A 15101-nucleotide genomic window follows, 5' to 3' on the forward strand; every position below is an offset into this window, starting at 1 on the left:
TACAAACGACGACGGCGACCCTCACCTACATGGTGAGGGTCGCCGTCGTCGTTAAACCGCCCAAGTAGCTGGCAGTAGCGGTTGCTCTGAGCGCTGAGAACAACCCCTGCTGCCAGTCAGTTGGGGGAGGGGAGACTAAGCCTTGCGGGGGATGCCCGTGCGTGCCATGGCCTCGGCGTAGGCGGCGTGGATGGCGTCCAGGTATTCCTGCTGGCGTTCGGGGGTTCCGGCGAAGGAACGGCCGCCCAGGGAGCGGACCTTGAACGTCTTGAAGCCACGGCGGGCGATGCTGGCCGGAGCTGCCTTCATGAGCTGGTCGGCAAGCCGGTGGGCCTCATTGCCGTGCGCCACCAGCGCGGAAGTGCGCGGGAGCAGCTGCAGGAGGCGCAGCAGGGGCTTGAGGCCTTCGGTGATGTTCGCGGGGGTGAGCTTGCCCGGCTCCTCGTTGGGTTCGATCCACGGGTAAGCGTTCCACGGAATGACGTACTCCGGACGCAGGCCAAGCTGCCACTGCATTCCGAGCATGCGGGTGGTGGCTTCCTCGTCGCCGGGACGGATGAAGCCCTCGCCGGAGGTGGTGCGCTGGTTGGAGAAGAGGCTCACGATGCGGCAGTCGTCGATGCTGTGCGCGGGGTCGATGTAGAGGACCTCGCTTCCGGGCTTCTGTTCCTTGAGCGAATCGCACAGCGAGTTGACCTCGGCGATGTGGTCTTCGTAACGGCGGTTCCAGAGGAGTTGTTCGGGTGAGTCAGTCGCCAGGTCTTGCATCGGAAGTTAGGTCTCCTAGGTGTTACAGCGCGCACACAAGAGTGTCGGCTGCGGGCATGCCGCTGCCGATGCTCAAAGGGTGCTGGTGGGGGCTGGTTAACCTTACCGGACTGTTGGACGACCGGTGATATCCACCGGCGCGCCGTCCGTTCGCAACGGGGCGGCCTGCGCCGCGGGGTGTCCCTTAAAGCCGGACTTTGTATGCTGATCGGCTAAACTTGGCTGGTAAGAGCCCCGAACCTCTTGCGTATGCCGCCGTACGCGGCAGGCTGTGCCAAGTACTGTCGGGGCGTTCTCATGTACGGCGCCAGGCCCTGCGGCCCGGCCCGAAAGAATGGGGGAGGATCCCATGCCCGCAATCGTGATCGTAGGAGCCCAGTGGGGCGACGAAGGCAAAGGCAAAGCAACCGACCTGCTCGGTGGCCGCGTTGACTACGTGGTCAAGCCCAACGGCGGCAACAACGCCGGGCACACCGTGGTGGTGGGCGGCGAGAAGTACGAGCTCAAGCTCCTCCCCGCAGGCATCCTGAGCCCCAACGCCATTCCGATTATTGGCAACGGCTGCGTGGTGAACCTCGAGGCCCTGTTCCAGGAAATCGATGGCCTCGAAGCCCGCGGCGCAGACACCTCCCGCCTCCGCGTCTCAGCGAACGCCCACCTCGTGGCTCCGTACCACCAGGTGCTGGACAAGGTCACCGAGCGTTTCCTCGGCAAGCGCGCCATCGGCACCACGGGCCGCGGCATCGGCCCGGCCTACATGGACAAGGTGGCCCGCCTGGGCATCCGCGTCCAGGACGTCTTCGACGAATCCATCCTCCGCCAGAAGGTGGAAGGTTCGCTCCGCCAGAAGAACGAACTCCTGGTCAAGGTCTACAACCGCCGGGACATCGAGATCGAAGAGATCGTTCAGTACTTCCTGTCCTTCGCCGAGCGCCTGCGCCCGTTGGTGATCGACAGCACCTTCGAACTCAACAACGCTTTGGATGAGGGCAAGGTTGTGCTCATGGAAGGCGGACAGGCAACGTTCCTGGACGTGGACCACGGCACCTACCCGTTCGTGACCTCCTCCAACCCGACGGCCGGCGGCGCCTCGGTGGGCTCGGGCATCGGCCCCACCAGGATCTCCCGCTCCATCGGCATCATCAAGGCGTACACCACCCGCGTCGGCGCCGGCCCGTTCCCCACGGAGCTCTTTGACGAGATGGGCGTCTACCTGCAGAAGACCGGTGGCGAGTTCGGTGTGAACACCGGCCGTCCGCGCCGCTGCGGCTGGTACGACGCCGTCCTGGCCCGCCATGCCTCCCGCGTCAACGGTTTCACGGACTACTTCGTCACCAAGCTGGACGTCCTGACCGGCATCGAGCAGATTCCCGTCTGCGTGGCCTACGACGTTGACGGCGTCCGCCATGACGAGATGCCCATGACGCAGACCGAGTTCCACCACGCGGTGCCGATCTTCGAGTACTTCGACGGCTGGACCGAGGACATCACAGGCGCCCGCACCCTGGAAGACCTGCCCGAGAACGCGCGCAACTACGTGCTGGCCCTCGAGAAGCTCTCCGGTACGCGCTTCTCGGCCATCGGCGTCGGCCCGGACCGCGACCAGACGATCGTTGTCCACGACTTGATCAACGACTAACCCTCGCTGAATTACGACGACGGCGGGTCGCCCTTGGGTTCGAAAGGAACCTTGGGGGCGGCCCGCCGCTGTTGCGAGTGTCATGTACCTTGGGGACTTCTGCCCATTTCCGGGCCCGGGCTGACCCCAATAGGGTGAAATGCACGAGCAATCCAAACAGGGGGTAAAGATGAAGAAGTTCCGTACTGTCCTTGCAACTGCGGCGGTAGGGCTTTCTCTGGGTGCAGGGACGTTGGTGCTCGCCGCGCCGGCGCACGCCGACTACAACACGTACCAGGTAGTCCAGAGCACCAACTCTGCATGCGCGACGAAGCTCCGTGCAGCGATTCAGGCTTATGGCGGCAAAGTCACCAATGTTACCGCGTGCCATTGGAACAAATATCAACAGAAGTACATCGGCAGCTTCGGTTACAACTACTGAGCCTGCCCGAATAGAGCGTTGTCTCCTAAAAAGACGGCCGTCACGTTGGCGGCCGTCTTTCTTATTTCCAAACCCGGGACTAATTCGGCCACCCGCGGGGTTACCTCTTCTTGGGGAACCAGCACGCTTGTGGAGCACCAGCACGGACGCGACGAGTTGAGGACGGTTGAAGGGGTATGAGCACGGAGATCGAGGACGGTGTCGGCTTCCGTTCCAAACGGGGACCGATTCTCATTGCGCTGATGCTGGCTACGGGCTTGGTGGCCATTGACGCAACGATCGTGGCTACGGCGGTCCCGTCCATCGTGGAAGACATCGGCGGCTTCTCTTCTTTCCCTTGGCTGTTTTCGGCGTACTTGCTGGCCCAGGCAGTGTCGGTCCCGGTCTACGCGAAGCTCTCCGATGTCCTGGGCCGGAAGCCGATTATCCTTGCCGGCATCGGGCTCTTCCTGCTCGGCTCCATCTTGTGCGGCCTGGCGTGGAGCATGCCCGCGCTCATCGGCTTCAGGGTGCTGCAGGGCTTGGGCGCAGGTGCGGTGCAGCCGGTGGCGATTACGATTGCCGGCGACATCTACACGTTGGCCGAGCGGGCGAAGGTCCAAGGCTACCTTGCCAGTGTGTGGGCCGTTTCCTCCGTGGTGGGGCCAACGCTCGGCGGCGTCTTCGCATCCTTGGAGATCTGGCGCTGGATCTTCTTCATCAACATTCCCCTGTGCATCCTGGCGGGCTGGGTGCTAGTCCGGACGTTCCACGAGAACGTCGATCGCACCAACCATCGGATCGACTACCTGGGTGCTGCGCTCCTCACCACGGCACTGAGCCTCCTCATTCTCGGCGCACTCGAGGGAGGCCAGGCTTGGGCGTGGAACTCTCCTATCAGCATCGGTGTCTTCGTCATCGGCGCCGTCCTCTTCTCCGCCTTCCTGCTGGTTGAGCGGAAGGCCGCGGAACCGGTCCTTCCGCCGTGGGTGGTCTCCCGCAGGCTGCTGGCCACGACGGCGTTGGTCGCGTTCGGGATCGGTGCCGTGATGCTTGGCCTCACCACGTACGTGCCGACGTTCCTTGAAGGCGCCCTTTCCACCTCGCCGCTCCTGGCCGGGCTGGCATTGGCGGCGCTGACGCTTGGTTGGCCCATCAGTGCATCCCAGGCAGGCCGCTTCTACCTCCGTATCGGGTTCCGGAACACGGCGATCATCGGGATCTTCATTACGGTTGCCGGCACCGGAATCCTGGCCCTCACGGCGTCTTCCCCCAGTGTCCTGCTGGTGGCAGCGGCCTGCTTCGTGGTGGGACTGGGTTTGGGGCTCGTTGCTACTCCGAGCCTCATCGCGGCCCAGACGAGCGTTGAGTGGAACGAGCGCGGCGTGGTCACGGGCACCAACCTGTTTGCCCGATCCATCGGCAGTTCCATCGGCGTCGCGGTTTTCGGCGCCGTTGCCAACGCCATTTATGCCAGTAGCGGCGGGCCCAACCCGCAAAGTACCGGCGCGGCTTCGACGGCAGTTTTCTTTGCAGTGCTCGTCAGCGCTGCGTTGACCGTCGTCGCGGTCCTGGCCATGCCAGGGGAAGCTGCGAAAGGCCGGCAAACTGCGGAAGCCTCCGACCGTGACTCAATGCCTGCGGATATTGGAGCGAAAGCAACCGAGTCGGAACGCTAGACCGAAACCATTGGAAGGACACCGCGTGGAAGAGCTGATCACGGGCACCGTGGAGAAGTTGTTCGAGGGCACTATTTGGGCAGAAGGGCCCGTCTGGATCCCGGCAACCCAAACCGTCCGCTGGAGCGACATCCCCAACAACCGGATCCTCGAATTCCACTCTGAAACCGGCCAAACCCGGGAGTATGCCACCGGCGTCGAGTTCACCAACGGACGGACCCTGGACCGCGACGGCAGCGTCGTCCAGTGCAGCCACGGGAGGCGGCGGGTGGAACGGGATCACGACGGCGTGGTGACGCCTTTGGTGGATTTGTTCGGCAGGCACCGGCTCAATTCGCCCAACGATGTTGTGGTGGCCAGTGACGGCGCGGTGTGGTTCACGGATCCGCCGTACGGCATTCTGCCCGGAACTGTGGAAGGCCATGAGGGCGATCAGGAGTATGGCGGTTGTTATGTTTTTCGCTTCGACCCGGCCACCCCTGAATTGACCGCTGTTGTCACCGACTTGATCCATCCCAACGGTTTAGCATTTTCCCCGGACGAGTCGATCCTTTATGTCGCGGACACCGCCGGCCCGGACCGCGGATCGCCGTACCGCATTGCGGCCTACCCCGTTGAGGACGGGACCTGCGGAACTGGACGAACGTTCGTCGAGCTGGAGGACGACCGGCCTTCGGATGGCTTCCGGGTGGATGTTGAGGGCAGGGTCTGGACGTCCGGTGGAGCCTCGGTCCGTGTCTACGCCCCAGACGGCGGTCTGCTGGCCGCCGTCGAACTTCCCGAGAAGGTGTCCAACCTCTGCTTCGGCGGGCCCGACGGGCAGGATCTCTACATCACGGCTACCACTTCGCTCTACCGCCTTCGGACGGGAACGACGGACTGCACGATCAGTCGCAAGCAAGCCTGATCACATTCCATGGACAGGGTGCTGAGGGGAGGAGCATAATAGTTAGCGGAGCTAATTAGCACTGCTAACTATTATGCCGACCTCAGGAGGCGCCTCCCCTTGACCGGAACCAACGCGAGCGAAACCAACGCGACCGGATCCCATTTGACCGGAGCCATAGCACCAGCCGATCCAATAAACGATCCGGGCGTCCAGCCGGATCTCCTTGCCATCGACCTTCGAACAGCTGTGATGCGCACGTCCCGGCGCCTGCGCATCGAAGCCACGGGTGACGTCATCACTCCGGGTCAATACACCGTGCTCGCCCACCTCAGTGCGGGATCGCAGACGCTGAGGGAGCTCGCTGAGCGTGAGCACGTCCAGGCGCCCTCGATGACCCGCATCGTCAACGCGCTGACGGACCAGGGGTTCGTGTCCCGGCAAGCGCATCCCGGCGACGGCCGGCAGGTGCAGGTCAGCATCACGCAAGCGGGAAGGGAAGCCCTTGCCGAGGCCCGCAGCCAGCGAACGGCATGGCTTGCCCAGCGCGTTGCCGGGCTTAGCGAAGAGGATCGGCTCACGCTGAGCCGGGCGGCCCTCATCATGCAGGAGATGAGTGCCAAGTGAGTGCCATGTTCAAAGCCTTGGAAAACCCCAACTACCGGGTCTGGGCAGGCGGCGCGCTGGTCTCCAACATCGGTACGTGGATGCAACGCGTGGCCCAGGACTGGCTGGTCCTGACCATCCTCACCGACCATTCGGGTACGGCGGTAGGCATCACCACGGCGCTGCAGTTCCTTCCCATGCTGTTGTTCGGTCCCTATGCCGGCGTGCTCGCCGATCGCTACCGCAAGCGCGTCATCTTGCTGTGGACACAGGCTGCCATGGGCATCTGTGGACTCATCGTCGGACTGCTGGTGGTCACCGGAGTGGCTGAACTATGGCACGTCTACATCGCCGCGGCCGCTTTGGGCCTGGCTGCAGCCATGGATGCTCCCGCCCGGCAAGCGTTCGTCTCAGAACTCGTCGGCCCGGAGAAGCTCTCCAACGCCGTAGCCCTCAACTCGGCGTCCTTCAACAGCGCCCGCCTGACCGGTCCGGCGATCGCGGGCGTCCTGATTGCGTGGATCGGCACCGGGCCGGTCTTCATCCTCAATGCTGCGAGCTTCGTTGCCGTCATCATCTCCCTGCTCCGGGTCAAGGTCTCCCAACTGGAGCCGGCCACGCCGGTGGCACGCGGAAAGCACCAGTTCCTCGACGGACTGCAGTATGTGCGCCAACGCCCTGACCTCACGCTGATCATGGTGATGGTGGGCCTGCTGGGCGCTTTCGGCATGAACTTCCCGGTGACCAACTCCCTGATGGCCACAGCAGAGTTCGGCATGGGCCCGGAGGAGTTCGGTGCGCTGGGATCCATTATGGCCATCGGAACCCTGGCCGGTGCGTTGCTGGCAGCGAGGCGCTCGGGTCCCCGGTTGAGGTTCCTGCTGGGAGGGGCCCTGAGCCTGGGCATCTTCACCTTGGCAGCAAGCGTCGCGCCAAGCTTCTGGGTCTACGCAGTGGTGCTGATTCCTGTGGGCCTTGCCTCCATCACATTCCTCAATAGCTGCAACACCACCATCCAGCTGTCCGTGGAGCCACAGTTCCGTGGCCGCGTTCTCGCGTTGTACCTTGCGATCCTGCAGGGCGGCACGGCGATCGGGGCGCCCCTGATGGGATGGATCGGTACCGAATTCGGAGCACGGTGGTCGGTTGCGGCGGGCGGCGCGGTGGTCCTGGTGACCGGTGTGGCGTGCGTGATCCTGGTCAGCCGCCGCAGTGAGAAAACCCTCCGGCAGCACGTCCGCAACGTGTGGACGCGGCGGCGCCCTGCCGAGGCTTCCTAGGCGTGCCGAGCCCCAAAGTGAAGCCGGGTAACGGAACGCATCGCCTGCCCGTGCCAGACTAAAGCCATGCGTTCACGTTCCCAGGCACCGCGCACACCGTCCGATTCCCTCGAAACCGGCCACCCGGCGTCGTCCGTCAAGGAGGGCAGCCGCCACTTGGCTGCAAGGCTCGACGACGCGTGGTTGCGGTTCCAGACCCGCCTCGCCATCCGGAGGGGTCACGTAGTGACGGTCGTTCCGCATACGGGGTATGGAACGACGTCCTGGGTGCGCGTGCTCGCCAGGGTGGTGCGAAGCGATCCACGGGACATCGGCAATTCGGGGAATGGCTCGAAGCGGCCCCTGACGGAGGGGATGCGCGGTTGGCGCAACTTTACTAGCGCGCCGGTAGCGCACGCTGCCGTCCGCATCACGGTGGGCGGAGAAGTCCACGACGTCGAGGCGGACCGCGGGGGAGTGGTGGACGCCCGGATTCCCGCTAACCTGGCGGCTGGTTGGCACAAGGTAAGCCTCCAATCGGGCGAATCCGACGTTGTGGAAGCTCCGGTGCAGATCGTTCCGGACGACGCTGATTTTGGACTCATCTCCGACATTGACGACACCGTGATGGTGACCGCCCTGCCCCGGCCCTTCCTGGCCGCTTGGAACACGTTTGTGCTCAACGAGCACGCCCGCACCCCGACTCCGGGCATGGCGGTGCTCTACGAGAGAATCGTGCGGAGCGCTCCGGAAGCTCCGGTGTTGTATTTGTCCACGGGTGCTTGGAACGTAGCCCCTACCCTTTCCCGCTTCCTCTCGCGCAACCTTTATCCGGCCGGGCCTAAGCTGCTCACGGACTGGGGACCCACGACGGACCGGTGGTTCCGCAGCGGAAGGGAGCACAAGGAGGGAAGCCTGGAACGGCTGGCCGAGGAGTTCCCGCACATCAAATGGCTGTTGGTGGGCGACGATGGCCAGCATGACGTTGCCATTTACACCGAGTTCGCCCAGCGGCATCCGGAGAATGTGTGCGCCATCGCCATCAGGCAGCTGTCAGTCGGCGAGGCGGTCCTTGCCGGTGGCCGGTCATCCGACGCCGGACCGACCCCCGGTGTCCCGTGGATCTATGCACCCGACGGTGCGGGTATGTCCGACCAGCTGGAAGAGCTCGGCATCATTACCAGCGGCCCACGGCCAACAGAGCTGCCGGGCGAGGACGTCCCGGGAGGCGCCGACTAGTCCTTGTGCCGCAGTACTGCCGTCCGCTTCACTTCTGCGCTATCATTTAGTAAGGATACTTACTTTATGGAGGTGGAGGCGATGGGAAAGGCAGACGGTTTATCGGACGGAATGTCCCTGCCCCAGGGAGAGCGCATGTGGTGCTCCCGCTGCCAATCGGACGAGCATCTGGTGCTGCACTCCATTGATTCGGTCCACGCGCACAACGTCGGCCTGTTGGTGGCTGTTGCTTACACCTGCGCCGACTGCGGCCTTGCCCAGTCCCACTTCACTCCCTTGCGCGAAGTGGCTTCGAAATTGAACACGAAGGAAAACCTTGAAGGGCTGATTGTTTTCGGAGACAGCTACCTTCATTGTGGCGATCCCATGGTTCCCATTCCCGTCGAAGTCCGGCGGAGCATCACCGCCAAGCCTGTTGGAGCGGAAGAGCTGGTGCTGCTGGACGTTCGGCTCGGCACCAAAGTCCTGCAGTGCATGGACTGCGGGTTCCGGCTGGAGTTGCCGGCGTAAGCACACACCATGAAAGGAGCCCCGGCGCGTTGCCGGGGCTCCTTTCATATCGAGTCCGGGTCAGGATGAGCTGCGAACAACCGCCCTAGGAGAAGCGGCCCGGGCGGAACGTGGCCAGCATCGGGTGCTTCCGGCCCGTCAGGATCTCCCCGGAGAGCAACTCGCCGGCGATCAGCCCCAGCGTCGCCCCCGAGTGCGTGAACGCAACAAAGCAGCCGGGCACCTGTCCCAGTTCGCCGAACACCGGTTCGCCGTCGCCCGGGATCGGCTTGTAGCCGATCCTCCACGACGCAGGCCTCAACTCCGGATTGCCGTCGATCAGCTTGGACGATTCATCCGCCAGTTCCTGGACGATGTCATCCGGGATAGTGAAGGAACCGTCGGCGTGCTCGGTAATGTGCTCCTCGTACCAGTCATGGTCCAGCGCGAACGTCCGGCCGGGGTTGGGACGCACCGCCGCGCGGGGGGTGTTCATTACGGCGGTCACGCGGTGCTCCACCGGTTTGGTGACAACCAGCATGGACACGGGCGAACCATTGGGGATTTCCACCCCGAGGGGCTTCACCACGCCGGGAGTAGCCGCGCCGCACGCCACGAGGACCGCGTCCGCTGCGTAGGTGGCACCGCCGGAGGTTTCGACGCCGGCGGCCTTGCCGCCGTCGACCGTCACCGAAACCTTGCCCGCGTTAAGGACCAGCCGGCCGCCCAAGGAGTGGAACTCCTCCATGAGGAAATTAACCAGGTCCGGGAGGCTGACCCACCCCTCACCGGGGTTGAAGATGGCGTTCTCAGGAACGGCGCCGGAATCGATGCCAGGGGTGACCTTGGCGATGTCTTCCGGTGCCAGGAGCTTCGAGTCGTAGCCGATCGACTCCTCGTAGGCGTGGCGTGCCTCGGTGGCTTCCTTGTGACCGGCGGCGTTCCACATGAGGCCCCCGCCGAACTGCAACCATTCACGGGTGGGGTCGGCCGCGAACAGGGTGCGGTAGCGGTCCACGCCCGCCACGCGCAGCTGGTGGTACGGCGTTGAGCGCTCGCCGGCCGAATTGAGCCAGGACAATGAGCGTCCGGTGGCTTCGCTGGCCAGGCCCTGTTCGGTCAACAGGGTGACCGAAGCGCCCCCGCGGAGCAGGTGGACAGCGGTGGAAACACCCAGGATGCCGCCTCCGATGACGGCAACGTGCTTGGTGGAGGACATGGTTCTCCCTTTCATCTCAAGGTTGGAAAACTTGCGGGGTCAGGCGTAGGCGTGGATTGACTCGATGACCCGCAGGGTCTCAAGGGCTTCAGCAGCCTGGACAGGCAGTGGGCCGCGGCCGCGCAGCGCAGCGGCGAGTTCGGAATAGAACCGCGGGTAGCTGCCCTTTTCGGGCGGAACAGGCGCGGCGGAGCCGTCCACTCCCAGAAGCCCCCAAGACTCCTGGGGTTCGCTTCCGTAGGAAGGGTCCGACGGCGTGACGCCCGCTGCCAGGGCGGGTTCCTGACCGTCCAGTCCCCACTTGGTGTACCCGGCCTTTGAGCCAAGCACATGGAAGCGGGGGCCCACTTGGGCGGCCATGCCGTTCATCCACAGCCGGGACCGGACGCCCGATTCGTGCCGCAGGGACACAAAAGCTTCAGTGTCGGCGGCCTCTGGATGCGGGCCGTGGTTGGCAGTTTCGCCGTAGCTCTCCGCAACGGGGCCGAACAGCTGGATGGCTTGGTCGATCACGTGCGCTCCGAGGTCATGGAGGATTCCGCCGCCTTCGGCCAGCGTTGCCGAGTCACGCCAATTGCCGAAGCCTTCCGGGCGCCACCACTCGAACCGGGACTCAAAAGTGCGGACTTCTCCGAGGGCTCCCTCGTCCAGCAGCTTCCGCAGCGTCAGGAAGTCGGCGTCCCACCGGCGGTTCTGGAAGACCGTCAGCTGCACCCCGGCGTCGGACGCCCGTGCCAGCAGCTCCTCGCCGTGGGCCGCTGTGGTGACAAAGGGCTTGTCCACCACCAGGTTGAGCCCATGCGCGATTGCCGTAGCCCCGAGTTCCATATGGGTCAGTGGCGGGGTTCCGAGGACCATCAGGTCCAGCTGCCCGGACAAGGCGAACAATTCCTCAGACGTCCCGACGATCCGTGCTTCCGGGTAGAGCCGTGCTGCCTCCGCAGCGCGCCGGGGATCCGCCGTCACGATCACATCCAGCGAATAGGCAGGGTCCGCCGCAATCAGCGGTGCGTGGAAAACCTTGCCGGAGACGCCGAACCCGACGACGGCGGTGCGGATAGGTGCGTTAATCGCGGCGCCCATCACAGGACTTCCGAAAGGAACCGCTGCAGGCGTTCGCTGCGCGGGTTGTCGAACAGTTCAGTGGGCGGGCCCATCTCCACAACTTCTCCTTCGTCCATGAACACCACCTGGTCCGCAACCTTGCGGGCGAAGTTCATCTCATGGGTGACCACCAGCATGGTCATACCGCGTCGTCCAAGTCCGGCCATCAGGTTCAGGACGCCTTTGACCAGCTCCGGGTCCAGGGCGCTGGTTGCTTCGTCGAAAAGCATCACCTCGGGTTCCATGGCCAACGCGCGGGCAATGGCGACGCGCTGCTGCTGGCCGCCGGAAAGGTCCCTCGGACGGTGGTCCGCACGTTCAGCCAGGCCTACTTCGGCAAGCCGGCGCCGCGCCCGTTCCCTGGCCTCCGCCTTGGACATGCCCTTGACGCTCCAGAGCGCCAAGGCCACGTTGTCCAACGCCGTATGGTCAGGAAAAAGGTTGAAGTGCTGGAACACCATGCCGATCCGGGCCCGGAGAATGTCCGGTTTGACCTGCAGAGCGCTTTCTCCGGCCAAGAGGACATCGCCGCTCTTCGGCTCATGCAGGCGGTTCACGCCCCGCAGGAGGGTGGACTTGCCGGAGCCGGAGGGGCCGATGATGCAGGTGGTGGTTCCCGGCGCGACTGTAAGGCTGACATTGCGGAGGACGTCCACATCGCCGTAGGCCATGGTCAGGCTTCGCAGTTCCAGGCTGGAACCGTGGAACTTTTCGATGTCCGGCGCGGTGGTGGCGCTTTTGCTGGTGCCGGCGCTGGTGCTGCTGGTGAGGTTCACGTGTTGCTCCCGGAGATGAGCGGCGAAGCCGCGTCGAGTTCCTTGACTTCCTTCAGGCCGCTGGTCGGGGCTGTGGGACGACGGCGGCCGGTCCGGAACTTGTTGTCGAAGTAGTTGACGAGGTGGGTCAGCGGCACTGTGATCACCAAGTAGAAGATGCCTGCCATGACCAGTGGTGAGAGATTGCCGGACAGCACTGCGGCGTCCTGGCCAACCCTGAACAATTCGCGCTCGCTGACCAGCAGCCCCAGGAAGTACACCAGGGAGGAGTCCTTCACGATGGCGATGAACTGGTTCACCAAGGCAGGGAGTACGCGGCGCACACCTTGCGGCACCACAACCAAGGCCATGGACTTGCTGTAGCTCATGCCCAGGGCGCGGCAGGCTTCGCCTTGGCCCTTGTCCACGCTCAGGATGCCGGCGCGGAAGATTTCCCCGATGTAGGCACTGGCGATGAGGCTCAGGGCGATGATGCCCAGGGGGTAGGGGGAGGGCCCGAAGACCGATTGGCTCAAACGGGCGAATCCCTGCCCGATCAGGAGGATGGTGAGGATGGCGGGCAGGCCGCGGAACAGGTCGGTGTAGATCCGTGCGGGAATGCGGAGCCACTTTGAGCGTGAGATGCCCATGACGGCCACCACCATGCCCATCACGACGCCAAGGATGGTGGCTGCGATGGAGATGATGAGGGTGTTGAGGAGGCCAACTCCGAGGAGTTGGGGCAGTACTTCGACCATGGCGTTGAAGTCGAAGAACGTGCGGCTGATGGTATTGAGCCAATCCATTGAATGCTCTCAGTCGGTAGTTGGATTTGTGTTTCTGCCGGGCGGGCCGCCGGTAGGGTGCATCGTGGCGGCCCGCCCTGTTGGATTACTTGCTGCTGGCAGCCGGGGAAGGGCTGGAAGTCTGCTCTGCCTTGGGCAGGTACTGCTCCGGCATGGGAGATCCCGGGAACCACTTCTGGTAGAGCTTCTTCCACGTGCCGTCTTCCATGGCTTCGGCGAGCCCCTTGTTCAGGGCCTCCTTGAACTCCGGCTTGTTCTTGGCGATCGCAAAACCGGCAGGGGCATCGAAGGAAGGGATGTCCGCGGCGCTGACCAGGCCAAATTGGTCCTGGTAGGACTTGGCGGCTTCGTAGTCCAGGAAGTGCGCGTCCACTGCTCCGCTGTTCACTGCCGAGATGGCCGTGTTGTTGTCGGGGAAGCGGACCAGCTGCGAGGAAGTGAAGTTCTTCACCGCGTAGGCTTCCTGGAGCGTTCCCTGGACTACGCCGAGGCGCTTGCCGTTGAGCCCGTCAACGTCCTTGATGCCCGAGGTCTTGGTGGTGATGACCGTGAGGTAGCCGGCCAGGTAGCCCTCGGAGAAGTCGACCGTTTCCTTGCGCTTGTCGGTAATGCCGATTGCTGCGACTCCGACGTCGAATTGGCCGTTGGCGACGGCGGCGAGCAGCCCGGAGAAGTCCTGTCCGGTGAAGACTACGTTGTCCACTCCGGCGTGATGTGCGACGTCCTTGAAGAGTTCAACATCGAACCCCGTGAAGTTTCCGGAGCTGTCGGTGAAGGTGTAAGGCTTTGAGTCGCCAAGGCTTGCGACCCGGATGGTGCCGGGTTCGATCAGGCCGTAGGGGTTGTCGGCGGAAGGGGAGCTCCCCGCGGAGGAGCCTCCGCAGCCGGAGAGGGCAATGACGGCCGCCATTGCTGCGGCTGCGAACGCAGCGGGGCGGAACTTCAGTTTGATCACAGCGTGTCCAATCGTGGGAGGGATGCGGTGCTGTCGGAGGCAGCCGGGAGATCTTGCTCGATGTTGAGTCTTGTTGAGTCCGGTCTCACCGCCTAAAATTGAGACCGGACTCACATCGTTTGAACGAATGTAGCGGAACTCACAAAGCCGCGTCAACACCCCCGTGAAAGGTGAACATGAGCACTGAAGGATCCCGACGGCGGGACGTAACGGTTGCCGACGTCGCCAAGGCCGCGAAAGTGTCCAAAGCACAAGCAGCGCGTGCTTTGGGGAACTATGGAGCCGTCAGCGATGACGTCCGCGAGCGTGTCCTTGCAGCTGCCGAAGAGCTCGGCTACCGTCCCAACGAGTTGGCCCGGAGCATGAACACGGGACGCTCGAACACCCTTGGGGTGGTGGTAGGTGACATCGAAAACCCGCACTTCGGCCTCGCCACCCGCGGCATCACGGACACGGCAAAAAAGAGTGGTTACAACGTCATCCTCATCAACACCGACGAGGAGAAGCAGGCCGAAGTGGATGCCGTCCGTGTACTGCTGGACAAACGAGTGGACGGACTGATCGTCGCGCCCGCTTCCTCCACGGATTTTCCGCACCTCCGGGAGGTCCAGGAGTCCGGGCGTCCGCTGGTCCTCCTGGACAGGGCGGCGGAGGGGTTGGAGGTTGAGACCTTCGCCGTGGATATGGGTCCGGTTTCCTATGAATCCACCAAGCAACTCATCGGGCTCGGCCACCTGCGGATAGCGTTCGTTTCCACCCTCAAATCGGAGCAGCCCTACCGGGAGGGAATGGCGCTGGAGTCTTCGCAGATCGCGGACCGCGTGGACGGTATGCGCCGTGCGTTCCAAGAGCAGGCGCTCCCTTTCCCCGCTGACTTGGTCCGCCTCAACGCCGGGGACGCCGGGTCCATCAAGGCCGTTGCCCGCGATCTGGTCACCGGTCCGGACCCCGCCACGGCCATCATCGCCTCAGACGGCCTGATCGCACTCAGTGTTGTTGAAGCAATCCAGGAATCAGGCCTCCGGATTCCGGATGACATCTCCTTCATCATGTACGACGACTTCGCTTGGACCCGGCTCATCTCTCCGCCGCTCACCGTGATCGCCCAGCCGGTGTATGAGATGGGCAGGGCTGCTGCCTCGGCGCTGATCCGGAAAATTGAGGGGAGGCCAGCGGCGGCATCCGGCCCGGAGCTGCACCCGCGGCTCATCCAGCGCGGATCAGTTGGAGCTCCCCGAACGGCTTTGGAGGGGACTCTGTCCCTTGGTTGAACGGGCAGCGCCATCGGTGTGGAAGC

The 15101-nt window shown here is 63.9% G+C and carries 15 protein-coding genes; 9 read left to right on the forward strand and 6 right to left on the reverse strand.

All coding sequences use genetic code 11. From position 1 onward, the window contains the following. Nucleotides 1-135 precede the first annotated feature (135 nt). Nucleotides 136-768 (reverse strand): uracil-DNA glycosylase family protein, encoded by a 633-nt coding sequence (locus AUR_RS13110; protein ID WP_021471720.1) that lies wholly within the window; start codon nt 766-768, stop codon nt 136-138. A gap of 349 nt (nt 769-1117) precedes the next feature. Between AUR_RS13110 and AUR_RS13115 the strand changes: the two genes are divergently transcribed. The 8 genes from AUR_RS13115 to AUR_RS13150 all read left to right on the forward strand — a co-directional run bounded on the left by AUR_RS13115 (nt 1118) and on the right by AUR_RS13150 (nt 8986). Continuing rightward, nucleotides 1118-2407 (forward strand): adenylosuccinate synthase, encoded by a 1290-nt coding sequence (locus AUR_RS13115; RefSeq protein WP_062095009.1) that lies wholly within the window; start codon nt 1118-1120, stop codon nt 2405-2407. A 169-nt stretch (nt 2408-2576) separates the two neighbouring features. Beyond that, on the forward strand, nt 2577-2828 hold the full coding sequence (locus AUR_RS13120) for a hypothetical protein (protein WP_021471718.1): 252 nt from the start codon (nt 2577-2579) through the stop codon (nt 2826-2828). Between the two features lie 176 nt (nt 2829-3004). After that, the gene (locus AUR_RS13125) at nt 3005-4486 is read left to right on the forward strand and encodes an MFS transporter (RefSeq protein WP_062095011.1); all 1482 of its coding nucleotides are present in this window, start codon (nt 3005-3007) and stop codon (nt 4484-4486) included. Nucleotides 4487-4511: 25 nt separating this feature from the next. Continuing rightward, on the forward strand, nt 4512-5393 hold the full coding sequence (locus AUR_RS13130; protein ID WP_062095014.1) for an SMP-30/gluconolactonase/LRE family protein: 882 nt from the start codon (nt 4512-4514) through the stop codon (nt 5391-5393). Between the two features lie 99 nt (nt 5394-5492). After that, the gene (locus AUR_RS13135; protein WP_375338539.1) at nt 5493-5999 is read left to right on the forward strand and encodes a MarR family winged helix-turn-helix transcriptional regulator; all 507 of its coding nucleotides are present in this window, start codon (nt 5493-5495) and stop codon (nt 5997-5999) included. Then, nucleotides 5996-7258 (forward strand): MFS transporter, encoded by a 1263-nt coding sequence (locus AUR_RS13140; RefSeq protein WP_062095016.1) that lies wholly within the window; start codon nt 5996-5998, stop codon nt 7256-7258. Before AUR_RS13135 ends, AUR_RS13140 begins: the two co-directional genes overlap by 4 nt. A gap of 66 nt (nt 7259-7324) precedes the next feature. Continuing rightward, complete coding sequence (locus AUR_RS13145) at nt 7325-8476, forward strand: App1 family protein (protein WP_021471713.1); 1152 nt, start codon at nt 7325-7327, stop codon at nt 8474-8476. Between the two features lie 81 nt (nt 8477-8557). Next, nucleotides 8558-8986, forward strand: coding sequence for a hypothetical protein (locus AUR_RS13150; RefSeq protein WP_128397176.1), 429 nt, complete (start codon nt 8558-8560; stop codon nt 8984-8986). 85 nt (nt 8987-9071) lie between these two features. Here the strand turns inward: AUR_RS13150 and AUR_RS13155 are convergent, their stop codons facing one another. The 5 genes from AUR_RS13155 to AUR_RS13175 all read right to left on the reverse strand — a co-directional run bounded on the left by AUR_RS13155 (nt 9072) and on the right by AUR_RS13175 (nt 13759). Then, the gene (locus AUR_RS13155; RefSeq protein ID WP_062095020.1) at nt 9072-10184 is read right to left on the reverse strand and encodes an NAD(P)/FAD-dependent oxidoreductase; all 1113 of its coding nucleotides are present in this window, start codon (nt 10182-10184) and stop codon (nt 9072-9074) included. Between the two features lie 39 nt (nt 10185-10223). Beyond that, on the reverse strand, nt 10224-11267 hold the full coding sequence (locus tag AUR_RS13160; RefSeq protein WP_062095022.1) for a Gfo/Idh/MocA family protein: 1044 nt from the start codon (nt 11265-11267) through the stop codon (nt 10224-10226). Beyond that, complete coding sequence (locus AUR_RS13165; RefSeq protein WP_021471709.1) at nt 11267-12064, reverse strand: amino acid ABC transporter ATP-binding protein; 798 nt, start codon at nt 12062-12064, stop codon at nt 11267-11269. Before AUR_RS13165 ends, AUR_RS13160 begins: the two co-directional genes overlap by 1 nt. Next, complete coding sequence (locus AUR_RS13170; protein WP_021471708.1) at nt 12061-12849, reverse strand: amino acid ABC transporter permease; 789 nt, start codon at nt 12847-12849, stop codon at nt 12061-12063. Before AUR_RS13170 ends, AUR_RS13165 begins: the two co-directional genes overlap by 4 nt. Nucleotides 12850-12934: 85 nt before the next feature. Next, entirely contained in the window at nt 12935-13759 is an 825-nt protein-coding gene (locus AUR_RS13175) for an ABC transporter substrate-binding protein (RefSeq protein WP_062098984.1), read from the reverse strand. 221 nt (nt 13760-13980) lie between these two features. On the opposite strand from AUR_RS13175, the gene AUR_RS13180 reads away from it, so the two are divergent. Further along, complete coding sequence (locus tag AUR_RS13180; RefSeq protein ID WP_021471706.1) at nt 13981-15075, forward strand: LacI family DNA-binding transcriptional regulator; 1095 nt, start codon at nt 13981-13983, stop codon at nt 15073-15075. Nucleotides 15076-15101 lie beyond the last annotated feature (26 nt).

The organism is Paenarthrobacter ureafaciens (assembly GCF_004028095.1).
Classification (GTDB): Bacteria; Actinomycetota; Actinomycetes; order Actinomycetales; family Micrococcaceae; genus Arthrobacter; species Arthrobacter ureafaciens.

Bases quoted from the DNA above. Each gene is read 5' to 3' on its own strand.
- AUR_RS13175 (WP_062098984.1), bottom strand. From the start codon at position 13,759: ATGGCGGCCGTCATTGCCCTCTCCGGCTGCGGAGGCTCCTCCGCGGGG.
- AUR_RS13170 (WP_021471708.1), bottom strand. From the start codon at position 12,849: ATGGATTGGCTCAATACCATCAGCCGCACGTTCTTCGACTTCAACGCC.
- AUR_RS13180 (WP_021471706.1), top strand. From the start codon at position 13,981: ATGAGCACTGAAGGATCCCGACGGCGGGACGTAACGGTTGCCGACGTC.
- AUR_RS13125 (WP_062095011.1), top strand. From the start codon at position 3,005: ATGAGCACGGAGATCGAGGACGGTGTCGGCTTCCGTTCCAAACGGGGA.
- AUR_RS13120 (WP_021471718.1), top strand. From the start codon at position 2,577: ATGAAGAAGTTCCGTACTGTCCTTGCAACTGCGGCGGTAGGGCTTTCT.
- AUR_RS13115 (WP_062095009.1), top strand. From the start codon at position 1,118: ATGCCCGCAATCGTGATCGTAGGAGCCCAGTGGGGCGACGAAGGCAAA.
- AUR_RS13160 (WP_062095022.1), bottom strand. From the start codon at position 11,267: ATGGGCGCCGCGATTAACGCACCTATCCGCACCGCCGTCGTCGGGTTC.
- AUR_RS13155 (WP_062095020.1), bottom strand. From the start codon at position 10,184: ATGTCCTCCACCAAGCACGTTGCCGTCATCGGAGGCGGCATCCTGGGT.
- AUR_RS13110 (WP_021471720.1), bottom strand. From the start codon at position 768: ATGCAAGACCTGGCGACTGACTCACCCGAACAACTCCTCTGGAACCGC.
- AUR_RS13145 (WP_021471713.1), top strand. From the start codon at position 7,325: ATGCGTTCACGTTCCCAGGCACCGCGCACACCGTCCGATTCCCTCGAA.
- AUR_RS13150 (WP_128397176.1), top strand. From the start codon at position 8,558: ATGGGAAAGGCAGACGGTTTATCGGACGGAATGTCCCTGCCCCAGGGA.